The sequence below is a fragment of the Streptomyces sp. NPDC003720 genome, assembly GCF_042875075.1.
Lineage (GTDB): Bacteria > Actinomycetota > Actinomycetes > Streptomycetales > Streptomycetaceae > Streptomyces.
Genome location: NZ_JBIANZ010000011.1, coordinates 152,462 through 174,171, shown reverse-complemented (window position 1 = coordinate 174,171; position 21,710 = coordinate 152,462). Strand labels below are relative to the sequence as shown.

Here is a 21,710-nt window from a genome sequence, read left to right as displayed (position 1 = left end):
CGGCGCCGTGAGCCGCCCGCTCAGTGGTCCGGCAGGGCGCCGAGCAGCGCCTCGGCCTCGGCGCGGCGGGAGCGGGCCGTGTCGTCCGGGGCCCCGGCGCCCTCGTACGCCGCGAGGACCCCGCGCGCGCGGGCCGCCGCCCGAGCCGGACGGCCGAGGTCGGCCTCCAGCCGGCCCGCGGCCAGTTCGGCGCCGGTGCGGTCGTGCAGCCCCTCGGCGCCGAGCGTGCCGAACAGCCCGGCCGCTCGGTCCACCTGCTCCAGCGCCGCCTCGAAGGCCTCCTCGAAGTCCCGGTCCCCGTCCCCGTCGCCCGCGGCCGACCGGGCCAGCAGATCACCGAACTGGCGGTGTGTGGTCGCCAGTTCCGCGGTGAGCCCGTCCCGGGCCGCCGGCTCCGCCGCCGCCAGGGCGCGCTCGCACTCGCGCACCGCCTCCGCCATCAGCTCCCGCGCCGGGTCCGCGGGCCCCTCGCCGCGGGAGGCCAGCCAGGCGCGGGCGCGCAGCGAACGCACCAGGAAGTACGGGTTGCCGAGCCCGCGCCACAGCTCGCCCGCGCGCGCGTAGGCACGGTCCGCGTCCGCGAGCAGCCCCGCGTCGCCCAGCGACTCGGCGGCGAGATGGGCGAGCGTGGCGTGGTCCTGCTGCTCGGGCCAGTGCCGGGCGATCTCGGCCGCCCCCAGCCGCCGTTCGGCCGCCGCACGGTGCTCGCCCAGCTCGCTCAGGCAGTCCCCGAGCCACCACCGCGCCTGTACGACGGCCTCTTCGCCGTGTGTCTCGGCGGTCAGGTCCGGCAGCACCGACTCCAGCACCTCGGCGGCCTCCGCGTACCGCCCCTCGCGCAGCAGGAACCCGCCGAGCTGGTGGCGTGCCCACGCGCCCAGGGTGCCGCTCTCGCCCGCCTCGTCGGCCCAGTGCGCGGCCTCCAGCGCGTGCTCCGCGGCCTCCCCGGTCCCGCCCCGGCCGCCGATCACCTCGGCGAGCTGCATATGGAGCTGGGCCCGCCCGGCCGGCTCCAGGTACGGGCCGCCGTGCTCCAGCGCCGACCGCAGCGCCCGCTCGGTCCCGGCCGGGTCGCCCAGCCCGTGGGCCAGCCCGGCCGCCTCGACCTCGTGCTCCACCGCGAACCAGGGCAGACCGGCCGCCACGTACTCGGCGGCGGCCCGCCGGTTGCCCTCGGCGGCCCGCTCCGCGTCCCCGGCGAGCGCGGCCAGCCCGGCGAGCATCCCGCGCGCCTCGGCGGACCGGGCGGCCAGCCGTACGTCGCCGTCCGCGTGTCCCCCGACGAGCGCGAGCACCTCCCGCACGGCCCGCCCGGCCTCCGCGAGCGCCTCCCGCGGATCACCGCCCACGCCGCCGCCGTACTCCCGCAGCCGCCGCACGAGGACCCGCGCCCGGCTCATCAGCACCGCCGCCGTCTGCCGCACCCCGGTGCCCTCCGCGGCGTAGAGCGCGAGCACCTCGTCGCGGAGCGCGGCGACCGCCGGCACCGCGGCGTCCACCTCGCCCGCCAGCGCCCGCACGTACGCACCGCGCGCGCGTGCCGCCAGCGCCTCGCCGGGATCGCCCGCCTCCGCGTACAGCGCGGCGGCCCGCTCGAACAGAGGCAGGCCCTCGGGGCCGCGCTCCATCGCCTGGTGGTCCGCGATCTCCGCCCGGGCGCGCGGCTCCAGCTCGGCTCCCTCGGCCGCCCGCGCGACCGCCGCCCACGCCTCCAGCGCGTGCGGCCGCAGCGTCTGGGACAGCCGGCGCGCCTCGGCCAGCAGCGCGGCCAGGCCGGACTCGCCGGAGGCCGTGGCTGGTTCGGGCGCCTCCGGCGCGGGCGGCGCGACCACCGGGGCGGGGTGGGCGCGCGCCGTGCGCACCCCCAGCGGCAGCCGCTCCGCCGACGGCTCCTGGGCCATCCGTGCGCGGACGCGGTCGCCGACGTACGACGTGCCGTTGCGCGCGTCGAACCGCGCGGCCAGCTCCACCGCCTCCGCGCGCGCGTGGGCGGCCAGTTCCCCGGCGGTCCAGGCCCGCCCGGCCGGCCCCGGCACCGGCCGCCCGCCCAGACCGAGCACGGTCAGCCGGTCCATCAGCAGGGCCACCACGGCCAGGAAGTCCAGCCGGCTGCGCGGATGCCCGGTGTCCGTGAAGTACGACGGCCGCTCGGCCAGCAGCTCGAGACCGCGCGCCTCGTTGCCGGTCAGTGCGCAGAACTCGACGTGGTCGGCGTAGGCGCCGCGCATGCTCTCCATGGGGCGCACCAGGCGGAAACCGCGCAGGTGGTGGGCGCGTGCCTCGTCGGTCCTGCCGAGGCGCAGCAGCGGCGCCAGCGAGGAGGCCAGCACGGTGTGCGGCTCGTGGGCGCAGCCGTACTCGCCCTCCAGCACCGGCCGCCACAGCCGCAGCGCCTCGGCGTCCTCACCGCACTCGACCTGCCAGGCGCCCTGCACGTGCAGCTCGCAGGCGTGGCAGTCGGCCATCGCGTCCCGGTCCGCGGCCAGCCAGGCGGCGTACGCCCGCCGCGCCCGGGGCAGGTCGCCGATGTGCGAGGCCACGCCGAACTCGGAGGCCCGCACGGCCCGTTCGGAGTGCCCGGCGAGCCGGTAGCGGTGCTCCATCTCGCCGAGCCACTTCTCGACCGCGGCCAGCGGCACGTGCGGCTGGTCCAGCATGCCCGCCGACATCCACTTGAAGACCCAGTGCAGCGAGTGCGTCTCGTACTCGTCGAAGTCCCCGGGCCGTTCGTCCCACAGGCGCAGCAGCCGCGCGAACGGGACGAACATCCTGTCCTTCTCGGAGCTGTAGTTGTAGACCTTCAGCTGGTGCCCGAGCGCCTCGATCACGGCGAGCGGGTTGTTCAGCCGCTCGGCCTGAGCGAGCAGCTCCTCCGCGCGCGCGTTGCGGGCCGGCCCCTCCGGCCGCTCCGCGTTCTCCGCCATCGCCCGGCGCAGCGCGTCGAAGTCCGCGATCCCGTCCATCAGTGACCGTTCTCCCCGTGTGTGGCCCACTCCAGCAGGCCGATGAACGCCCGGTTCAGCAGCGCCGAGTCCGCCGGCCTGAGCGGGCGCTGCGCCATCAGCAGCGCCTGTCCGTACAGCGACTCGGTGGCGGTGCCGATCAGCTCCGGGTCCCGGACCGCGGCGATCCGCCGGACCAGCGGGTTGAGGTGGTTGAGCACCAGCCGCGCGCGCGGTGCGCCGCCGCGCAGCGAGCCCAGGATGCCCGCCCACAGGTCGTCGGCCCGCTCCTCGGCCTCGGCCCGGGCCTGTTCGTGCCGGGCGGCCCGGTCGTCCAGGTGCAGCGCGGGCACCGACAGCGGGTGGAACGCGCGCAGCACGACGTCGCAGCCCAGCGGGCCGAGCTTCGCGCGCGCCGCCGCCAGGAAGCCGGACAGGGCCAGTTCCTCCGCCGGGTCCACCGCGTCCAGGTGCGCGGTCACCGTGTCCGCGTCCAGCTCGGCGACCACCGTGCCCGGCCGCACCGAGGGCAGCGCCTCCACCAGCTCGCTGTCGTACGTGTAACCGCCGTTGACCACCCCGACGCCCTGCGCGGAGGCGATCGGCGCGACCTGCCGGTACTCCTCGACCGTCCGCGTGAAGTGCACGACCGGGTGCCGCTGTGCGAACTCCTCCAGGGAAAGCCGGCCGTCGGTGGTCTCGAACGGCAGCCACGGCAGCATCGTGCGGAGCATCTCCCCGTCGTGCCGGGCCAGGGACTTCACCCCCAGATGGTGCACGGCGAGGAAAGCGCCCAGCCGCTCCGGATCGCCGGCCGCCAGCCCGGTCAGCCAGGACCTGATCCGCTCGCCCAGCGCCTCCCGCACGGCCGCCAGCGTCTCGTCCTCGTACAGCGCCTCGCGCGAGGCCGTGGGCCGCAGGCTGTCGGTGTCCAGCACGCAGCGCACGAAGAACGCCCAGTCCGGCAGGAGCTGTTCGGCCCGCTCGGTGAGCAGCATGCCCTTCAGGTGCACCCGGTGCGTGGCCCGCTGCGCCGGGCTGACCGCCGACGGCAGCACGTATGCCACCCCGCGGATCCCGGCGACCGGTACGTCCAGGCCGATCGAGTCCAGCGGCGTGAACCCGAACAGCTCCTGGCAGTGCCGGGCCAGCGCCACCCGCCGGGCGGCCGGCGACGGGTGGGGCCGGTCCCAGGGCGCCGGCAGGTCGGTGACCGCCTCCTCGCCCACCCGGACGTCGTACGGCAGCAGCGAGCCGAAGTCCCGGGCCAGGTCCAGGACCCGCTCGGGCGACAGCCACTCCTTCGCACCGGCCCGCGCCACCAGGTGCACGGTGGTGCCCGGTTCGGGCCGCTCCGCGTCCGGCAGCGTGCGCACGGTGTACGAACCGTCGTCGCACGCCGTCCACTCCACCGGCGGCGCCCCGGGCGTACGGGCGCTTCGGCTGACCACCCGGATCCGCTCGGCGACCACGAAACAGGCCAGCAGACCGATGCCGAACTGCCCGAGGAAGTCGGCCCGGGCCTCCTGCACGCCGTCCGCCCGCTTGGAGCTGCGGCCGATGGTCGCCAGCAGGCTGTGCACGTCCGACTCGGTGAGCCCGACGCCGGTGTCCTCCACCCGCAGCGTCCCGTCCGCCGCGTGCAGCCGCACCCGCGCCGGGGCGCCGGGATCCCCGGACCGCCGGGCCGTGATGGCGTCCACGGCGTTCTGCAGCAGCTCGCGCAGATAGACCCTGGGGCTGGAGTACAGGTGATGGGAGAGCAGGTCCACCAGACCGCGCAGGTCGACCTGGAACGTGTGGGGTGACGGGGATGCCTGGGGTGACTGTGGGATCTGGGAGTCCATCGTCGCGGCGCCGGCGGGGGGAGCGTGCGTTCGGCGCGGGGTCGGGCGGTCCCAGGTGGGGCGGTGACCGCGGGGGATGGCCGGAGCGCGCCATCCTAGGGCCGGAACGAGCCGCCTGACCAGCGGTTTCCCGAATCCTTACGAGGCGCGGACCCGAAGCCGCCGGGCGTTCGCTACGGCTTTGTCAGTGCGGTGGTGTGCAATGGATCTCGTGCCCGCACTGGAAGAACCACTGAAGCAGTCACTGAAGTCAGTGCTCGGCCCCGCCACCGCGAAGGTGATGGCCGAGCACCTCGGCCTGGCCACCGTCGGCGACCTCCTGCACCACTACCCGCGCAGATACGAGGAGCGCGGCCGGCTCACCCCCCTCGCCGAGCTCCCGATGGACGAGCACGTCACGGTGGTCGCCCAGGTCGCCGACGCCCGCCTGCACACCTTCGCCTCGTCCAGGGCCCCGCGCGGCAAGGGGCAGCGCCTCGAGGTCACGATCACCGACGGCAGCGGCAGGCTCACGCTGGTCTTCTTCGGCAACGGCGTGCACAAGCCCCACAAGGAGCTGCTTCCGGGCACCCGCGCGATGTTCGCCGGCAAGGTGTCCGTCTTCAACCGCCGCCTCCAGCTCGCCCACCCGGCCTACGAACTGCTTCACGGCGACAGCGAGGAGACCGTCGAGACCTGGGCCGGCGCCCTGATCCCGATCTATCCGGCGACCGCCAAACTGGAGTCCTGGAAGATCGGCAAGGCGGTCCAGACGGTGCTGCCCACCGCCCAGGAGGCCGTCGACCCGCTGCCGCCCTCCCTCCAGCAGGGGCGCGGCCTGGTCACCCTTCCCGAGGCCCTGCTCAAGATCCACCGCCCGCACACCCAGGCCGACATCGCCGACGCCCGGGCCCGCCTGAAGTGGGACGAGGCCTTCGTCCTCCAGGTCGCCCTCGCCCGCCGCCGCCACGCCGACGCCCAGCTCCCGGCGGTGGCCCGCAGACCCCGGCCTGACGGCCTCCTCACGGCGTTCGACGACCGGCTGCCCTTCACCCTCACCGAGGGCCAGCGCAAGGTCTCCGAGGAGATCTTCGACGACCTCGCCACCGAGCACCCGATGCACCGCCTCCTCCAGGGCGAGGTCGGCTCCGGCAAGACGCTCGTCGCGCTGCGCGCCATGCTCGCCGTGGTCGACGCGGGCGGCCAGGCCGCGATGCTCGCGCCCACCGAGGTCCTCGCCCAGCAGCACCACCGCTCGGTCACCGAGATGATGGGCGAGCTGGCCGAGGGCGGGATGCTGGGCGGCGCCGAGCACGCCACCAAGGTCGTGCTGCTCACCGGCTCGATGGGCGCGGCCGCCCGCCGCCAGGCCCTGCTGGACCTGGTCACCGGCGAGGCCGGCCTGGTCATCGGCACCCACGCCCTGATCGAGGACAAGGTCCAGTTCCACGACCTCGGCCTGGTGGTCGTGGACGAGCAGCACCGCTTCGGCGTCGAGCAGCGCGACGCCCTGCGCGGCAAGGGCAAGCAGCCCCCGCACCTGCTGGTCATGACGGCGACCCCCATCCCGCGCACGGTCGCCATGACCGTCTTCGGCGACCTGGAGACCTCCGTCCTCGACCAGCTCCCGGCCGGCCGTTCGCCGATCGCCAGCCATGTCGTCCCCGCCGCCGACAAGCCGCACTTCCTCGCCCGCGCCTGGGAGCGGGTGCGCGAGGAGGTGGAGAACGGCCACCAGGCCTACGTGGTCTGCCCGCGGATCGGCGACGAGGAGGACGAGTCCGGGAAGGGCGCCAGGAAGTCCGCCGAGGACGAGGCCGAGAAGCGCCCGCCGCTCGCGGTGCTCGAGGTGGCCGACCAGCTCGCCCGCGGCCCGCTGCGGGGACTGCGGGTCGAGGTGCTGCACGGCAGGATGCACCCGGACGACAAGGACGCCGTCATGCGCCGCTTCGCGGCCGGCGAGGCGGACGTCCTGGTCGCCACCACGGTCATCGAGGTCGGCGTCAACGTGCCCAACGCCACCGCCATGGTGATCATGGACGCGGACCGCTTCGGCGTCTCCCAGCTCCACCAGCTCCGCGGCCGGGTGGGCCGCGGCTCGGCCCCCGGCCTCTGCCTCCTGGTCAGCGAGATGCCCGAAGCGAGCGCCGCCCGCCAGCGGCTGAACGCCGTCGCCTCCACCCTCGACGGCTTCGAGCTCTCCCGCATCGACCTGGAGCAGCGCCGCGAGGGCGACGTCCTCGGGCAGGCCCAGTCCGGCGCCCGCACCAGCCTGCGCGTCCTCGCGGTCATCGAGGACGAGGAACTCATCGCCGAGGCCAGACAGGAGGCGGCGGCGGTGGTGGCGGCCGACCCCGAGCTGGAGGGCCTTCCGGGACTGCGGACCGCTCTGGACGCCCTGCTGGACGCGGAGCGGGAGCAGTACCTGGAGAAGGGCTGACCAGGGCCGACGAGGAGGCGCCCGGCCGTACGGCGTATGCGGCTACCGCCGCGCGGGCGCGACCGGCGACAATGAGGCGTACCACCGCCCACGGAGAAGGACCCCACATGACCCGCGTGATCGCCGGCCGGGCCGGCGGACGGCGCCTGTCAGTACCACCCGGCACCGGAACCCGCCCCACCTCCGACCGCGCCCGCGAGGGTCTCTTCTCCACCTGGCAGTCCCTGCTCGGCGGCCCCCTCGACGGCGAACGGGTCCTCGACCTCTACGCCGGATCCGGCGCCGTGGGCCTGGAGGCCCTCTCCCGGGGCGCGGGCCACGCCCTCCTGGTCGAGGCGGACGCCCGCGCGGCGAGGACCGTCCGGGACAACGTGCGCAGCCTGGGCCTGCCCGGCGCCGAGGTGAGAGCGGGCAAGGCGGAACAGGTGATCAGAACGGCACCGCCGGCCGCCCCCTACGAACTGGCCTTCCTGGACCCCCCGTACGCCGTCACGGACGACGATCTTCGGGAGATTCTGCTCACACTCCGCACGGAGGGCTGGCTCGCCGAGGAAGCCCTCGTCACCGTGGAGCGCAGCACCAGAGGCGGCCCGTTCCACTGGCCGGACGGCTTCGAGGCGATCCGGTCCCGTCGTTACGGCGAGGGAACGTTTTGGTACGGTCGCGCCGCCTCTACGTGCGAAGACGCACGATGACCGGACCGGAGAGCGAGGGATCACTAGTGCGCCGCGCCGTCTGTCCCGGGTCGTTCGACCCGATCACCAACGGACACCTCGACATCATTGCCCGCGCCTCGCGTCTGTACGACGAGGTCTACGTGGCGGTGATGATCAATCAGTCCAAGAAGGGCCTGTTCGAGATCGAGGAGCGGATCGAGCTGATCCGCGAGGTCACCGCCGAGTACGGAAACGTCCGGGTCGAGGCCTTCCACGGCCTCCTCGTCGACTTCTGCAAGCAGCGCGACATCCCCGCCATCGTCAAGGGCCTGCGCGCGGTCAGCGACTTCGACTACGAGCTGCAGATGGCCCAGATGAACAACGGCCTCACCGGTGTCGAAACGCTGTTCGTGCCCACCAACCCCACCTACAGCTTCCTCTCCTCCTCACTGGTCAAGGAGGTCGCGGCCTGGGGCGGTGACGTCTCCCACCTGGTGCCGCCCGCGGTTCTCGAGGCCCTGAACGGACGTCTGCACAAGGGCTGATGGGACTACAGTCGTCCCGTCCGTCTCCAACACAGCAGTAGAGAGTGGCGAGCACAGGTGGACGTCCAGAAGAAGCTCGACGAGATCGTCTCCACGGTCTCCGGCGCCCGGTCCATGCCGATGTCTGCCTCGTGCGTGGTCAACCGCGCCGAGCTGCTCGCGCTGCTCGAAGAGGTGCGCCAGGCGCTGCCCGGCTCCCTCGCACAGGCGCAGGAGCTGATCGGCGACCGTGAGCAGATGGTCGAGCAGGCCCGCGCCGAGGCCGGGCGGATCATCGAGAACGCCCACGCCGAGCGCGGCTCGCTGATCTCCGACACCGAGATCGTCCGCCGCTCCCAGGCCGAGGCCGACCGGATCCTCACCGAGGCCCGCACGGAGGCCGAGGAGATCCGCGCCGAGGCCGACGACTACGTCGACTCCAAGCTCGCCAACTTCGAGGTCGTCCTCACCAAGACCCTCGGCTCGGTCGGCCGCGGACGGGAGAAGCTGCTCGGCACCGGCCCCGGCCTGGACGAGAACGGCTACGAGGACGAGGACGCGCCCGAGCGCAGCCAGGACCCCGAGACCCTGCGCCACAACGCCGACGCGTACGTCGACGTCAAGCTCGGCGCCTTCGAGGCGGTCCTCGCCAAGACCCTGGAGGCGGTCGGCCGCGGCCGGCAGAAGCTGCACGGCCGGATCGCCACGGACGACCTCGGCGCCCTCGCCGACGACACCACGACCTTCCAGCACTCCAGCGACGCCGACTACCTGGCCGACCTCGCGGCCCTCGCCGACACCCCGGCCGAGCGCCCCGCCCCGGCCCGGCCGCAGCAGCCCGCCCAGCCCCCGCAGCCGTCGTACGAGCCGCAGCCGGCCTACGGCTACCAGCAGCAGCCCGACGCCTACGGGTCCTTCCCGGAGCAACCCGACTACGCGCAGCAGGACCAGTACGGCTATCAGCAGGCCGACCCCTACGCCTATCAGGGCGGCTACGACCCCCAGCAGGCCGCCTACGACCCGCAGCAGGCGCCGTACGACCCGCAGCAGGTCCACCAGTCCCAGCAGCCGCACCAGTCCCAGCAGGCGCAGGACCAGCAGGGCTACGCCCTCGACGAGACCAGCCTCTTCGACACCGGCATGATCAGCGCGGAGCAGCTGCGGGCGTACGAACAGGGGCGCGGTCTGTAGGCCCGGGCCCCCTGAGCCACCACCGGATTGGGCCCTGAGCGAAAGGTCCAGTATCCTGGCTCTTCGGTCGCGTGTACGTCCGCGATCTCCGCTGCCCGGAACACCGTCGGGCGGCGGCCCTCCGAGTTCGAAGATCGAAAGCAGGAATGGCTTCCAACGCACGGCTGGACCACCGCAACCCCCTCGTGTTCGACACGCACGAGCTGGGTCGGCGTCCTGGCGCGCTGCAGCGCCTGACCCGCACGATCGACGCCCCCAGGGACCTCGGTCTGCAGGGAGTCATCGGAGTGCCGGAAGGCGCCCCGGTGGAGCTCGAACTCCGGCTCGAGTCGGTCATGGAAGGGGTGCTCGTCACAGGCACCGCCCGTGCACAGGCCGAGGGGGAGTGCGTAAGGTGTCTGGAGCCGGTCGGGCTTGAGCTCGAAGCGGACTTCCAGGAGCTGTTCTCGTACCCTGACGCCGACGACCGGGGCCGCGTGATCGCGGAACCGGGCGACGACGCCGAGGACGACGAGGACAGGTTCTACCTCGAGGACGGACTCTTCGACCTCGAACCTCTGCTGCGCGATGCGGTGGTGCTCGCACTGCCGATGCAGCCGGTGTGCCAGGAAGACTGTCCGGGCCTGTGCTCCGAGTGCGGAGCGCGGCTCGCGGACGACCCGGACCACCACCACGACGCCGTCGACATTCGTTGGGCGGCATTGCAGGGACTCGCCGGCACCATGCAGGACGGCGAGAAGGACGAGATGAGCGGCGCCGAACCGGGCGTCGACGAGAAGCAGGAGAAGTAGCCGTGGCTGTTCCGAAGCGGAAGATGTCGCGCAGCAACACGCGCCACCGCCGGTCGCAGTGGAAGGCTGCGGTCCCCACCCTGGTTGCGTGCGAGCGCTGCCACGAGCCCAAGCTGCAGCACATCGCGTGCCCGTCTTGCGGCACCTACAACAAGCGCCAGGTCCTCGAAGTCTGAGCGGGCTGGTGAGAGGCACTGTGTCCAGTCCCAAGAAGGCGACGGAAAACCAGGCCTCGTCCCACACGCTTCTGGAAGGGCGGCTCGGCTATCAGCTCGAGTCCGCCCTTCTGGTGCGTGCGCTGACCCACCGTTCCTACGCGTACGAGAACGGCGGTCTGCCGACGAACGAGCGGCTGGAGTTCCTCGGGGACTCCGTGCTCGGCCTCGTCGTCACGGACACGCTGTACCGCACCCACCCCGACCTCCCCGAAGGCCAACTGGCCAAGCTGCGGGCCGCGGTGGTCAACTCGCGTGCGCTGGCGGAGGTGGGCCGCGGCCTCGACCTGGGCGCCTTCATCCGGCTCGGCCGGGGTGAAGAGGGCACGGGCGGCCGGGACAAGGCGTCCATCCTCGCCGACACCCTTGAAGCGGTGATCGGCGCGGTCTATCTCGACCAGGGCCTCGACGCGGCCTCCGAACTGGTGCACCGCCTGTTCGACCCGCTGATCGAGAAGTCCTCGAATCTCGGCGCCGGCCTGGACTGGAAGACCAGTCTCCAGGAGCTGACCGCGACCGAAGGGCTCGGCGTCCCCGAGTACCTGGTCACGGAGACCGGCCCGGATCACGAGAAGACCTTCACTGCTGCCGCCCGCGTCGGAGGCGTCTCGTACGGCACCGGCACCGGCCGCAGCAAGAAGGAGGCGGAGCAGCAGGCCGCCGAGTCCGCCTGGCGGGCCATCCGGTCCGCCGCGGACGAGCGCGCCAAGACGGCCGCGGAGGCCGTCCAGGACGACGACACGTCGTCCGCGCCCGCCTGACGAGCAACACCGAGCGCCCGCCCCGCCGTTCACGCCGGGGTGGGCGCTCGCCTTCATCCCACGGTTCGTACGGGGGTCACGATGCCCGAGTTGCCCGAGGTCGAGGTCGTCCGGCGCGGCCTGGAGCGGTGGGTCGCCCACCGCACGGTCGCCGAGGTCGAGGTACTGCACCCGCGTGCCGTGCGCCGGCACGTCGCCGGCGCCGACGACTTCGCGCACCGGCTCAAGGGCCACCACATCGGCACGCCCAGCCGGCGCGGCAAGTACCTGTGGCTGCCGCTGGAGGAGACGAACCAGTCCGTCCTCGCCCACCTCGGCATGAGCGGCCAGCTCCTGGTGCAGCCGCACGAGACGGCGGACGAGAAGCACCTGCGCGTCCGGGTCCGGTTCGCCGACTCCCTCGGCACCGAGCTGCGCTTCGTCGACCAGCGCACCTTCGGCGGGCTCTCGCTGCACGACAACACCCCCGACGGGCTGCCCGACGTCATCGCGCACATCGCCCGCGACCCCCTCGACCCGCTGTTCGACGACGAGGCCTTCCACCTGGCCCTGCGCCGCAAGCGCACCACCATCAAGCGGGCCCTGCTGGACCAGTCGCTGATCAGCGGGGTCGGCAACATCTACGCGGACGAGGCCCTGTGGCGCTCCCGCCTCCACTACGAACGGCCCACGGCCGGCCTCACCCGGCCGCGCACCGCCGAACTCCTCGGCCACGTACGGGACGTGATGAACGCGGCCCTCGCCGTCGGCGGCACCAGCTTCGACAGCCTCTACGTCAACGTCAACGGCGAGTCGGGCTACTTCGACCGGTCCCTTGACGCCTACGGCCGCGAGGGCCTGCCGTGCAAGCGGTGCGGTACGCCCATGCGCCGCCGCCCGTGGATGAACCGGTCCAGCTACTTCTGCCCGAAGTGCCAGCGGGCGCCGCGCGCCCAGTAGCCGACGCGCCCAGTAGCCGAGCGGAGGACTAGGACGGCTGCCGGGCGTCGTAGGCCGCGCGGGACGCGAGCACGTCGTCCATCGAACCCTCCACGCAGTGGATGAGGGCGAGCAGCCGCTCCGCGACGCGGTGGCCGAGCGGGGTCAGTTCGTAGTCCACGCGGGGCGGGTTGGTCGGCTGGGCCTCGCGGTGCACCAGACCGTCGCGCTCCAGCGCGTGCAGCGTCTGGGACAGCATCTTCTCGCTCACGCCGTCGACCCGGCGGCGCAGCTCGTTGAAGCGCAGCGAGCCCTCGTGGAGCGCGCCGAGGGTCAGTCCGCCCCAGCGGCCCGTGACGTGCTCGAGGGTGCCGCGCGAGGGGCACGCCTTGGCGAACACGTTGAACGCGAGGTCGTCCCCGATGGCGGGCTGCTGGTCTGTGCTCATACCACAAGCGTACGCGAACGCAGCGCTCACCACCAGGTTGCACTAACCAGAAGTTAGTGCTTTCCTTTCGTCATCTTCAGTGAGCAGCCCCTTCGTGTACCTCCGAGGAGTTCCCATGACCACGCCCGTTGTCTCCATCGCCTACCACTCCGGCTACGGCCACACCGCCGTGCTCGCCGAGGCCGTCCGCGCCGGTGCCGCCGAGGCGGGCGCGGAGGTCCACCTGATCGCGGTCGACGAGATCACCGACGAGCAGTGGGAGACGCTGGACCGCTCCGACGCGATCGTCTTCGGCTCGCCCACCTACATGGGCACCGCCTCCGGCGCCTTCCACGTCTTCGCCGAGGCGTCCTCCAAGCGCTGGTTCGGCCAGGACTGGAAGGACAAGCTGGCGGCCGGCTTCACCAACTCCGGTTCCAAGAGCGGCGACAAGCTGCACACGCTGCAGTTCTTCCAGATCCTCGCCGGGCAGCACGGCATGCACTGGGTCAACCTCGGCCTGCACCCGGGCTGGAACAACAGCGAGGGCTCCGAGCACGACCTCAACCGCCTCGGCGTCTTCGCGGGCGCCGCCGCCCAGACCAACGTGGACGAGGGCCCGGACGCCGTGCACAAGGCGGACATCGCCACGGCGGAGCACCTGGGCCGCCGGGTCACCGAGACCGCTCGCGTCCTGGTCCGGGGCCGCGCGGCGGCCTGAGCGAGCGGGAAGCGGTGGGGCAGGCTCGCGCGATCACGCCGTGACGTCGGGCCTGCCCGGGTCGTTCGGATGGGGTTCGACCGCGGTGACGGTCAGGGTCATCCACGACCTGAGCGGCAGCGTGCCGAGCACCTTCTCGTGCAGCTCCGCCTCGTCGGCGGCCCGCCACAGGCCGATGCTCCGCAGCTCGCCGACCGGGCGCCAGAGCCGGACCAGGTTGCCGCTCGCCGCCAGCTCCTTCGCCCGGACCGCTTCGGCGGCTCGGCGCCGGTCGACCTCGGCGGGGTCGGTGCCCTCTGGGATGTCGGTGACGATCTCCACCAGGAACTCGCGCATGCGATCAGGCTACGACCGGCCGTGCCGGTGCGCAGGGCCGCCCGGGAGGCGGGGCGTCCCGGGAAGATCCATCATGAAAGCCGGGAACGCGATCGGGCCGTACAGGAAGGCTGCTGCCATGACAACGGTGCCTGACGGAACGCGGCGAGGACACGGGGTGTCCGGCGGCGATGAGATCAACGACGAGGCCTCCCGCTTCGCCGGGATCCTGATGCTCCTCAGCGGGCCCCTGAGCATCCTGATGGGCGCGGCCGGGATCGCGCATGACACCCTGTTCGCCGCCTCCCAGTACGCCTATCGGTTCAACGTGACCGCCTGGGGCTGGATCCACCTGGTGATCGGAGTGGTACTCGTGATCGCCGGCCTGGGAGTCCTGTCGGACCGGAGCTGGGGGCGCGGGGCCGGTGGAGCGGTGGCCGCGGTCAGCCTGATCACCCAGTTCATGTTCGTTCCGTACTACCCGCTGTGGGCCATCCCCGTGATGACGCTCGACCTCCTGATCCTGTTCGCGCTGACGAGGATCCACATCGAGCGGAGGGCTCAGTAGCCGAAGAAGTGGTGGGCCGGGGTCCTGACCTGCGGCCGGGCAATCGATCAACGCTGCGACCTGCGACTTAGCTGTCGTCGGTTGTCAGCGTTGGTCGTCGTTGAGCACCCTTCGACGGCCCTACGACGGCCCGCAAGATGGCGCACCACGAAGTGGTGTAGGCGATCAATAATCGACATCAGGGCTGGGGAGATCCCGAGAATCCCTGGACCGTGTATGAGGCAAGCGCCGATTCTGTGGTGATGTCAGACAACAACGTCTACCTCGCCGTCGTCGACCCCGGCGGCAGGGAGTTAGCCATCGCGGAACTCGACACCGGCCATTGCTACTGGTGCTGTCCCGACGATGCTGTCCGCTCCGAGATCGTCGCTCGTACGGCGGCCCTCGGCGGAGGCTGGGTCATCGTCTTCGACCTACGAGAACCTCAAGAAACATCGATGCTCGAGGTCAGTAGCGATGGTGCATACCGCATCTTTCCACTGCCGGAAGGCCAGGAGGACGGCACGCGTGAGTGGGCCGGGCAACGAAGAGCCCGTCCAGATTTGCCGTGGCCCGGGGGAGAGCCTCCAGAGGTGCAGGATCTGCGAAGGGCGCGTTGGACGTGGCCAGCGCCAGTCTTGGGGCGTGTGGCGGTGGGCCCGGGGAGCGTAGTCCCCCCCGAGACGATCGCGACTTTCGCCTCCGCCGTGAAGGTGCTCCTCGGCGCCGGTACTGCAGTCGCCGCCCTCAAGGCCGTAGTAGATCTCTGTAAGAACAAGTCGGAAACGGAACGCGAGAAGATCCGGCAGGACGCCGAAACCTACCGCGAGAGGATCCGGCAGGACGCCGAAACCTACCGTGAGCAGCTCCGGCAGGGCGCGGAAACTCGGCGGGAGCTGATACGACGGCTCGAAGCCGCAACCGGGCTGCCCGTCACCGATACCGAGGAGGAACTGCCAGGAAGCCCGGATTAGGGGAGCCGATCGTGTGGGGCGAGCACAAACCGATTGATCCGCTACACCACGTGGCGGGGACACGACCACCCGGGTAGCTGCCCACGCGGTCGGCGTAGCGACTTTGGCCGGGAGCTGCTTTGGCGCGAGTGATCATGGCCCCGTAAGCTTCCGGCGCGTCGGGCAGTCTGTGGACCTGCCCGGTAAAGCACGACGTTGGGGCCATGATCTTCGAGGCTCGCGCCAAAGTGGCTGGCTAAAGTCGCGGAGCCGACCGCCTCAGCCACGACGTGTTCTGACCTCATGCCCGTGTGCCTGCCTCATGGGCGGGAGCGGGCGGGCGGCGGTGCCGAGCGGGGCGGAGACATGAGCGCGGGCGCCGCCGGCCGCCCGCGCCCGCCCGGAGGAGCGAAGCGACGACGGGTGCTTGATGAGGTAGAGAAACCTGTAACTCGTGCTCTGGCGGCCTCGTGGTCCCGGCTATGAGCGGTCCAGCGCTGAGTGCAGAGTCTTGAAGACAGACTCAGGGTCCCCGTCATAGACAAGGTGCGGCTCGTCGGGCATCGGAGCCACGAATCGCTTCCGGTAGCGGATCAGGTCGCTCTCGGCAAAGTAGATCGAGTTCGGATCGTCCTCGTGCCGGGCATTGCGCTTGCTCACACGGGACCACAGCTCCTCGTGGCTGGCCTCGAGGTAGACCACGACCGAGACGGCGCCGCCTTCGGTTGCAACCGATCGCCAGTGAGCACGGTCTTCCGGCGTCCAGAAGCCATGGTCCACCACCACATCGTGCCCGGCCTGGAGCTGCTCACGGAGCTCTACCGATGTCTCTTCGAGGATCGGCCGCTCAAGGGTCGGAAACGTCCCTCGTGGGAAGTCGACCCCGTACACGCCGTGTCGGCGGAACATCTCTTCGTCCGGGCAGAGCCTGACGAAGCCTCGTGCTGTCAGCGCACGGGCCAGAGTGGTCTTCCCTGAGCCGGGAAGCCCCGCCATGAGGACACAGAACGGTTGACGAGCGGTGTCCGCGGCGGTCACTGGGTGACTTCCGATTCCGTCTGCCACGTACGACCGGGGCCGCCGAGGTCGACGCCGTACTCAACGACGGTGCCTTCACTGTCGACGAACTTCGCAGTCATGACGACTACCGGGTCCCGCAGGGCCTTCTTGGGGTCCAGCTCCAGCAGCTCGGCATCTTCCGGGGTGAGCAGTCGAGCCGACGCGGTGTCGAACCGGTGCGTGATGGGGCGGCCGGTTGCTTGCACGATGAGTTGCAGCGACGTTCCCCCGGACAGTCGCTCACTGCTGGTGAGCTGCGGGATCAGCTCTCCATACCTGACGGGAATCCATGACGTGGAGTGCGCGACGATGCCGTGTCGGTCGCGGTAGACCCGGCTGCGCCGGATCACGTTCGAGCCGGGCTTGAGATCCAGCGCTTGCGCCACGTTTGCGGGCGCCGGCACCACCGAAGCCTGATGCGAGTCGGACCGTTCGCCGGTTCCCCAACTAGACCCGGTGCGGCGGCCTCGGTCCTGGCGCTGAGACCCGGAGGACATTGGGGCAGGACGGTCCAGGACCTCGGTCCCGATGCCGTGGATGCCCCTGACAAGGCCCTCGTTGCGCAGCTTCCGCAACGCCTTCTCGGCAGTCGCGGCGCTGACGCTCCACTCCTGGGAGAGGTTCTTGATGCTCGGCAGAAGGGATCCCGGCTGAAGTCCGCCGGATGTGATCAGCTCCGCGTAGTGGGCGGCAATCTGCGCATAGGGCGCTCGATTGTCGGCCTGGTCTGCCATCGGGTCAGCTCCCTTGTCTCAGTTGACTGCATCCCTAGCGTACCCCTTGACACCCTAAGGTGCCCTAGGGAACCTTAGGGATGTACCTGCTGCTGAATGAGCGAGGTTCAGCACCAACTACGCCTGCCCAGGGGCGGCGCTCAACCGCCAAGAAGAACCGCCGCCCCTGGATCCCTCGAAGGGAAGTCCCATCATGCCCGCGACTCTGGTTGCTAAGCACGCCCCCTCGGTCGCTTTATCTGTGCCGTCCGTGTCGGTCGAAGACCTGTCGAACGGCGAGCGGACTGTGGCGCTGTACGCCTCGGATCTGCCGGACGGCTATCGCTACAAGCGCGGGGACGAAGCGCAGCTTGTCGCTTGGATCATTCAGGGGGTCGCCCGGGTCGGCCTGGACCGGCTCCGTCACGTCGCCGCACTGGATGCCGGATTCCGGCGTCTTGAAGCGCGGAAGAGGGTTACGGCTGAGCAGAAGCGAGCCCACGCCGAGCGGTTCCCGAACCGCAAGCGCGACCGGCGGGCTGGGGAGCTTGCAGCGCTTGTTACGCACTTCTCCTCCATGAGCGATGAGGCTCGGGAGCGTGGCGGTCGGTTCCTGCTGGACGGGCCGTGCCCCGAGTGTGGCGACACCCGACAGGTGTGGGCGTGCTGGGCCGTCGACGTGGATGCGGACTGGTACGAGGAGGGCTACGGCCCGTGCTCGCTGTGCGGGGGTGCCGCGTGACGGTGTTCCCCGTCTCTCCGGAGGCCGTGGCCGGTGCTGCGGCTTCCATGGGCGTCGACCCTCTGACCCTGGCAGACCTGCTGCGGGTGGCGAACTCGCCCGACTTCGATCGGTGGCAGGACCAGGTGCGCCGTACCGGCGGCTGCGCTCACCCGATCCGGCTCATGGGCCAGACCGTGACCCGTGATGCCAAGACTGGTGACGTGCTGTACTCCTACAGCACTGAGCAGGAGCCGGGCGGCATGCTGCGAGTCGCCTGCGGCAACCGGCGGGCCTCCCGCTGCCCGGCCTGCGCGTGGACTTACGCGGGCGACACCTATCACCTGATCCGGGCTGGGATCACGGGGGATGATCGCAAGGACGTGCCTGCGACTGTGCGGGATCATCCTCGAGTCTTCGCCACCCTCACTGCCCCGTCGTTCGGCCCGGTACACAACCGGCCCGACTCTGGCCGCTGCCGCTGCGGGAGCTCCCACGCCGAGGATGACCCGGCCCTCGGCACAGCCCTTGATCCGGAGCGGTACGACTACGCGGGCGCGGTGCTGTTCAACAACTACGCCGGGGATCTGTGGCGGCGCTTCACTATCTATCTGCGCCGGGAGATCGCCGCGCGGGCGGGGCTGACACAGTCGGCGCTGCGGGAGGTGTGCCGGGTCTCCTTCGGTAAGGTCGCCGAGTTCCAGAAGCGCGGGGCCGTGCACTTCCACGCCGTGGTGCGCCTGGACGGTCCGGCTGGTCCCGACACCGCTCCGCCAGCCTGGGCAACGGTGGCTCTGCTGGACGGGGCGATCCGGGCCGCCGCTGGGCGCGTCTCGGTGCTGGTGCCCGAGTCCGGCGACCATCCGGAGCGGGTCCTGCGCTGGGGCTCGCAGGTCGACGTGCAGGCCATCGGTGCGCTGGGCCGTGAGGAACTGACTGAACAGGCGGTCGCCTCCTACGTGGCGAAGTACGCCACGAAGGCCGCCGAGACCACGGGCACCGTCGACCGCCGCATCGGAGAGCTGGCGGAGCTGGACAAGCTGCCGCTGCCTGGACACACCCGGCGGCTCATCGAAGCCTGTTGGGCGCTGGATGACGCCTACCCGGAACGGTTGCTGGCCCGGTGGGCTCACATGCTCGGCTTCCGTGGCCACTTCTCCACCAAGTCCCGCAGCTACTCAACCACTCTCGGCGCGCTGCGCCAGGCGCGGGCCGACTTCCGGGCCCGGCAGGAACGCCGCGAACGCGGGCTCTCCGAAGACCTCGACGACTCGGAGGGCTCCACGCTCGTGCTCGCCCACTGGGCTTACGCCGGGCAGGGACACACCCCCGGTGAATCCTGGCTCGCCTCCTCCATCGCGCGGGATATCCGGCTGAACCGCGAGACAGCACGTGAAGCCTTGGCAGACCTTGACGCCTGGGAGGGGGCCGCATGAAGCGCTCGTTGCCCTCTCGCTATCTGACCCCGATCGACGTCGCTGACCTGCTCGGTGTGCCGGTCGAGACCGTCTACCAGTGGCGGCGCAAGGGCACCGGCCCCCGCGGCTTCCGCGTCGGCCGGCATCTCCGCTTCGACCCCGAAGACGTCCGCACCTGGGTCGAGTCTCTGATGGAAGGGGCCGCCTGATGGCCGGACACATCCAAGACCGGTGGTACAAGACTGAGCCGGGACCGGACGGCAAGCCCGTGAAGGTCAAGACTGAACGCTTCGGCGTCGGTCTCCGCTACCGAGCCCGCTACATCGGCCCGGACGGGTCCGAGAAGTCCAAGAGCTTTCCGGACAAGCAGAAACGCAAGGCGGAACAGTGGCTCGCCAACATCGAGGCCGACATGTCGCGCGGCGATTACGTCGACCCCGACGCTGGCAAGGTCACGTTCGAGCAGTACGCCGTAGCGTGGATGGCCACGCAGATCACGGACCCGCTGACCCGTGAGTCCGTGGAGAGTCGGCTGCGGCTGCACGCCATTCCGTACCTCGGCACGCGGCCACTGGCGTCGTTTACGCCGTCACACCTGAGGCTCTGGCTGCGGACCCTGGAGGATCGTGGGCTTTCCGCGGGGTACCGGCGCGGCATCTTCGCCCATGTCTCCACTGTTTTCACGGCTGCCGTCGAGGACCGGATCATCCGGGCCAACCCGTGCAGCGCTCGGTCTGTGCGGGCGCCGCGCCTGGAGCCTCGCAAGGTCAAGCCGTGGCCTGCCGAACGAATCAAGGCCGTGCGCTCAGCACTGCCGGACCGCTACCAGGCCCTCGTCAACATCGCGGCCGGGTGCGGCCTGCGTCAGGGTGAGGCCTTCGGCCTGGCCGTGGAAGACGTGGACTTCCTCGGGGGAGTGGTGCACGTCGTACGGCAGGTCAAGCTACTGCGGCTGTCCCGGCCGGTGTTCGCCCCGCCGAAGGGTGGCAAGCAGCGTGACGTCCCTCTGCCTGAGTCCGTCGCCTTCGCGCTGGCCGGTCACCTCAAGCGGCATCCGGCCACGAGGATCACGCTGCCGTGGAAGACCCTCGACGGTCCGCCCGTCACGGCCTCGCTGATTTTCACCGGACCCATGGGGCTGGCGCTGGATCGGAACCGCTTCAACGACCGGGTATGGCGGCCGGCACTTCGGGCCGGGGGCGTCGAGACCGGACGGGACAACGGCATGCACGCGCTGCGGCACTTCTACGCCTCGGTGCTGCTGGACGCGGGGGAGAGCATCAAGGCTCTCAGTGAGTACCTGGGCCACCATGACCCCGGCTTCACGCTGCGGACGTACACGCACTTGATGCCGTCGAGCGGGACGCGGACTCGGGCCGCCGTGGATCGCGTCTTCGCGGACGAGGAACCCACGGCTGACGGCCCCGACACGGCCCAGGAGGGTGCTTAGCCGTCTGACCTGCGGTTATCTCAATAGCCGAAGTCCTGCGTCCACCAGGGGCCGCCCGGGCCCGTGTGCACGCCGACTCCGAGGGTCTTGAAGTCGCAGTTCAGTATGTTGGCGCGGTGGCCGGGGCTGTTCATCCAGGCTTCCATCACCGCTGCCGCGTCCGCCTGGCCGCGGGCTATGTTCTCGCCGCCGAGGTCGGTTATGCCCGCCTTCGCGGCCCGGTCCCAGGGGGTGGCCCCGTCGGGGTCGGTGTGGTCGAAGAAGCCTCGCGCGGCCATGTCGTCGCTGAAGGCCTCGGCCAGCGCGGTCAGCGAGGAGTTCGCCGACAGGGCGCTGCACCCGACCTTGGCCCGCTCCTCGTTCACCAGCTTGAGCACCTCCGCCTCGACGGCGGCCTGCGTCGACACCGTCACCGGCGCGGAGGTCGCCTTCGGGGGCGTCGTCGCCGGGCGCGACGGGATGCTCTTCCGCTCGGGGGCCTTCGCCGTCGGCGAGGGCTTCTTCGACGGCGTCCTGGTCGGGGTGGGGGACGCCGAGGCCGACCTGGAGGCGTCGCCGGAGGGAGCGGACGAGGCCGCCCGCCCGCTGTCGCGGCTCGCGGCGGAACCGCCGCCGCCCGGGCGGTCCGCGCTGCCCGAGTTTCCGCCCTGCTCGGACGCGGTGTTGCTGGGGGAGTCCGCCGCCTGCACCCGGTCGCCGCCGGTGGTGTTCGTGCCGCCGCCGAGCTGGTAGTTCTCCAGTCCGGGTACGACACCGGTGGCCACCGCCACGGTGCCGAGGGCCACGGCGGCGGAGACGCCGAGCAGTCCGGTGCGTACCGGGGTGGCCGCCCTCTTCTTGCGCCGGCGGCCGTGGGACGGGCCGTCGGCCGGGGCGAAGCCGCCGTCGCCGGCCACCCGCGCGGGCTCGTCGTCCACCGAGTACAGGTAGGCGGTGCTCCGGGCGGTGGTCTCGGCGTACGCCTCGGGGTGCAGATACGGCGCGATGCCCATGGGCTCGCGGTCGCCCGCGTACGGCTCCTGCGGGTTCCCGCCGCCCGTGGCCGAGTGGTGCGTCTGTGTGACCCCTGTGGCCCGGCCGGTGGCGGCGCGGCCGGCGGCGGAGCGTCGGTGGCGTCCCATG

22 protein-coding genes are annotated in these 21,710 nt (G+C 71.5%); 15 read left to right on the top strand and 7 right to left on the bottom strand.

Going from position 1 to position 21,710, the window contains the following annotated elements; all coding sequences use genetic code 11:
* Positions 1-20: 20 nt before the first annotated feature.
* Positions 21-2,963, bottom strand: a complete 2,943-nt coding sequence (locus ACFYU0_RS28905; RefSeq protein ID WP_389304948.1) for a tetratricopeptide repeat protein — start codon at positions 2,961-2,963, stop codon at positions 21-23.
* The gene (locus ACFYU0_RS28900; protein ID WP_389304946.1) at positions 2,963-4,789 is read right to left on the bottom strand and encodes an HSP90 family protein; all 1,827 of its coding nucleotides are present in this window, start codon (positions 4,787-4,789) and stop codon (positions 2,963-2,965) included. Before ACFYU0_RS28900 ends, ACFYU0_RS28905 begins: the two co-directional genes overlap by 1 nt.
* Before the next feature lie 202 nt (positions 4,790-4,991).
* Between ACFYU0_RS28900 and recG the strand changes: the two genes are divergently transcribed.
* The 8 genes from recG to mutM all read left to right on the top strand — a co-directional run bounded on the left by recG (position 4,992) and on the right by mutM (position 12,285).
* The gene (gene recG / locus ACFYU0_RS28895) at positions 4,992-7,208 is read left to right on the top strand and encodes an ATP-dependent DNA helicase RecG (RefSeq protein WP_389304944.1); all 2,217 of its coding nucleotides are present in this window, start codon (positions 4,992-4,994) and stop codon (positions 7,206-7,208) included.
* Between the two features lie 107 nt (positions 7,209-7,315).
* Positions 7,316-7,903, top strand: a complete 588-nt coding sequence (gene rsmD, locus ACFYU0_RS28890) for a 16S rRNA (guanine(966)-N(2))-methyltransferase RsmD (RefSeq protein ID WP_351664363.1) — start codon at positions 7,316-7,318, stop codon at positions 7,901-7,903.
* A gap of 26 nt (positions 7,904-7,929) precedes the next feature.
* Positions 7,930-8,409 (top strand): pantetheine-phosphate adenylyltransferase, encoded by a 480-nt coding sequence (gene coaD / locus ACFYU0_RS28885; protein ID WP_250399907.1) that lies wholly within the window; start codon positions 7,930-7,932, stop codon positions 8,407-8,409.
* A gap of 57 nt (positions 8,410-8,466) precedes the next feature.
* Positions 8,467-9,579, top strand: coding sequence for a cell division initiation protein (locus ACFYU0_RS28880; protein ID WP_389304941.1), 1,113 nt, complete (start codon positions 8,467-8,469; stop codon positions 9,577-9,579).
* Between the two features lie 146 nt (positions 9,580-9,725).
* Positions 9,726-10,370, top strand: coding sequence for a DUF177 domain-containing protein (locus tag ACFYU0_RS28875; RefSeq protein ID WP_351664359.1), 645 nt, complete (start codon positions 9,726-9,728; stop codon positions 10,368-10,370).
* 2 nt (positions 10,371-10,372) lie between these two features.
* Positions 10,373-10,546, top strand: coding sequence for a 50S ribosomal protein L32 (gene rpmF / locus ACFYU0_RS28870; RefSeq protein WP_007493396.1), 174 nt, complete (start codon positions 10,373-10,375; stop codon positions 10,544-10,546).
* A gap of 8 nt (positions 10,547-10,554) precedes the next feature.
* The gene (gene rnc, locus ACFYU0_RS28865; RefSeq protein ID WP_389304939.1) at positions 10,555-11,346 is read left to right on the top strand and encodes a ribonuclease III; all 792 of its coding nucleotides are present in this window, start codon (positions 10,555-10,557) and stop codon (positions 11,344-11,346) included.
* Between the two features lie 81 nt (positions 11,347-11,427).
* Positions 11,428-12,285 (top strand): bifunctional DNA-formamidopyrimidine glycosylase/DNA-(apurinic or apyrimidinic site) lyase, encoded by an 858-nt coding sequence (gene mutM, locus ACFYU0_RS28860; protein ID WP_351664355.1) that lies wholly within the window; start codon positions 11,428-11,430, stop codon positions 12,283-12,285.
* 28 nt (positions 12,286-12,313) lie between these two features.
* Here the strand turns inward: mutM and ACFYU0_RS28855 are convergent, their stop codons facing one another.
* On the bottom strand, positions 12,314-12,712 hold the full coding sequence (locus ACFYU0_RS28855; RefSeq protein ID WP_351664353.1) for a helix-turn-helix domain-containing protein: 399 nt from the start codon (positions 12,710-12,712) through the stop codon (positions 12,314-12,316).
* A 115-nt stretch (positions 12,713-12,827) separates the two neighbouring features.
* On the opposite strand from ACFYU0_RS28855, the gene ACFYU0_RS28850 reads away from it, so the two are divergent.
* On the top strand, positions 12,828-13,412 hold the full coding sequence (locus tag ACFYU0_RS28850; protein WP_389304936.1) for a flavodoxin family protein: 585 nt from the start codon (positions 12,828-12,830) through the stop codon (positions 13,410-13,412).
* A 33-nt stretch (positions 13,413-13,445) separates the two neighbouring features.
* Here the strand turns inward: ACFYU0_RS28850 and ACFYU0_RS28845 are convergent, their stop codons facing one another.
* Positions 13,446-13,748, bottom strand: a complete 303-nt coding sequence (locus ACFYU0_RS28845; RefSeq protein WP_389304934.1) for a muconolactone Delta-isomerase family protein — start codon at positions 13,746-13,748, stop codon at positions 13,446-13,448.
* Between the two features lie 157 nt (positions 13,749-13,905).
* Here ACFYU0_RS28845 and ACFYU0_RS28840 point away from each other — a divergent pair, with 157 nt between their 5' ends.
* On the top strand, positions 13,906-14,295 hold the full coding sequence (locus ACFYU0_RS28840; protein WP_351664347.1) for a hypothetical protein: 390 nt from the start codon (positions 13,906-13,908) through the stop codon (positions 14,293-14,295).
* Positions 14,296-14,537: 242 nt separating this feature from the next.
* On the top strand, positions 14,538-15,248 hold the full coding sequence (locus ACFYU0_RS28835; protein WP_389304932.1) for a hypothetical protein: 711 nt from the start codon (positions 14,538-14,540) through the stop codon (positions 15,246-15,248).
* A gap of 459 nt (positions 15,249-15,707) precedes the next feature.
* On the opposite strand, the gene ACFYU0_RS28830 is transcribed toward ACFYU0_RS28835, so the two are convergent.
* Together ACFYU0_RS28830 and ACFYU0_RS28825 are read right to left on the bottom strand one after the other, a co-directional pair.
* Complete coding sequence (locus tag ACFYU0_RS28830; protein ID WP_389304930.1) at positions 15,708-16,265, bottom strand: AAA family ATPase; 558 nt, start codon at positions 16,263-16,265, stop codon at positions 15,708-15,710.
* Entirely contained in the window at positions 16,262-17,020 is a 759-nt protein-coding gene (locus ACFYU0_RS28825; protein ID WP_389304928.1) for a GntR family transcriptional regulator, read from the bottom strand. The genes ACFYU0_RS28830 and ACFYU0_RS28825 overlap by 4 nt, the downstream gene beginning before the upstream one ends.
* A gap of 193 nt (positions 17,021-17,213) precedes the next feature.
* On the opposite strand from ACFYU0_RS28825, the gene ACFYU0_RS28820 reads away from it, so the two are divergent.
* The 4 genes from ACFYU0_RS28820 to ACFYU0_RS28805 are packed head-to-tail and all read left to right on the top strand — an operon-like array spanning position 17,214 to position 20,588.
* Positions 17,214-17,741, top strand: coding sequence for a hypothetical protein (locus tag ACFYU0_RS28820; protein ID WP_380972166.1), 528 nt, complete (start codon positions 17,214-17,216; stop codon positions 17,739-17,741).
* Between the two features lie 26 nt (positions 17,742-17,767).
* Positions 17,768-19,156: a replication initiator protein RepSA gene (gene repSA / locus ACFYU0_RS28815; protein ID WP_389305154.1), complete on the top strand. Its 1,389-nt coding sequence runs from the start codon at positions 17,768-17,770 to the stop codon at positions 19,154-19,156.
* A complete protein-coding gene (locus tag ACFYU0_RS28810) occupies positions 19,153-19,347 on the top strand; it encodes a helix-turn-helix transcriptional regulator (RefSeq protein ID WP_380972169.1) in 195 nt (64 codons plus the stop codon). Before repSA ends, ACFYU0_RS28810 begins: the two co-directional genes overlap by 4 nt.
* On the top strand, positions 19,347-20,588 hold the full coding sequence (locus ACFYU0_RS28805; protein ID WP_389304924.1) for a tyrosine-type recombinase/integrase: 1,242 nt from the start codon (positions 19,347-19,349) through the stop codon (positions 20,586-20,588). The genes ACFYU0_RS28810 and ACFYU0_RS28805 overlap by 1 nt, the downstream gene beginning before the upstream one ends.
* Positions 20,589-20,608: 20 nt before the next feature.
* Here the strand turns inward: ACFYU0_RS28805 and ACFYU0_RS28800 are convergent, their stop codons facing one another.
* Positions 20,609-21,709 (bottom strand): CAP domain-containing protein, encoded by a 1,101-nt coding sequence (locus ACFYU0_RS28800; RefSeq protein ID WP_389304922.1) that lies wholly within the window; start codon positions 21,707-21,709, stop codon positions 20,609-20,611.
* Between the last annotated feature and the right edge of the window lies 1 nt (position 21,710).

Coding starts and splice junctions, on each gene's coding strand:
- ACFYU0_RS28875 (WP_351664359.1), top strand. CDS start 9,726: ATGGCTTCCAACGCACGGCTGGACCACCGCAACCCCCTCGTGTTCGAC.
- ACFYU0_RS28905 (WP_389304948.1), bottom strand. CDS start 2,963: ATGGACGGGATCGCGGACTTCGACGCGCTGCGCCGGGCGATGGCGGAG.
- recG (WP_389304944.1), top strand. CDS start 4,992: ATGGATCTCGTGCCCGCACTGGAAGAACCACTGAAGCAGTCACTGAAG.
- ACFYU0_RS28855 (WP_351664353.1), bottom strand. CDS start 12,712: ATGAGCACAGACCAGCAGCCCGCCATCGGGGACGACCTCGCGTTCAAC.
- ACFYU0_RS28805 (WP_389304924.1), top strand. CDS start 19,347: ATGGCCGGACACATCCAAGACCGGTGGTACAAGACTGAGCCGGGACCG.
- ACFYU0_RS28820 (WP_380972166.1), top strand. CDS start 17,214: ATGCCCGCGACTCTGGTTGCTAAGCACGCCCCCTCGGTCGCTTTATCT.
- ACFYU0_RS28800 (WP_389304922.1), bottom strand. CDS start 21,709: ATGGGACGCCACCGACGCTCCGCCGCCGGCCGCGCCGCCACCGGCCGG.
- ACFYU0_RS28810 (WP_380972169.1), top strand. CDS start 19,153: ATGAAGCGCTCGTTGCCCTCTCGCTATCTGACCCCGATCGACGTCGCT.
- ACFYU0_RS28825 (WP_389304928.1), bottom strand. CDS start 17,020: ATGGCAGACCAGGCCGACAATCGAGCGCCCTATGCGCAGATTGCCGCC.
- ACFYU0_RS28900 (WP_389304946.1), bottom strand. CDS start 4,789: ATGGACTCCCAGATCCCACAGTCACCCCAGGCATCCCCGTCACCCCAC.
- mutM (WP_351664355.1), top strand. CDS start 11,428: ATGCCCGAGTTGCCCGAGGTCGAGGTCGTCCGGCGCGGCCTGGAGCGG.
- ACFYU0_RS28850 (WP_389304936.1), top strand. CDS start 12,828: ATGACCACGCCCGTTGTCTCCATCGCCTACCACTCCGGCTACGGCCAC.
- rsmD (WP_351664363.1), top strand. CDS start 7,316: ATGACCCGCGTGATCGCCGGCCGGGCCGGCGGACGGCGCCTGTCAGTA.
- ACFYU0_RS28835 (WP_389304932.1), top strand. CDS start 14,538: ATGTCAGACAACAACGTCTACCTCGCCGTCGTCGACCCCGGCGGCAGG.
- ACFYU0_RS28845 (WP_389304934.1), bottom strand. CDS start 13,748: ATGCGCGAGTTCCTGGTGGAGATCGTCACCGACATCCCAGAGGGCACC.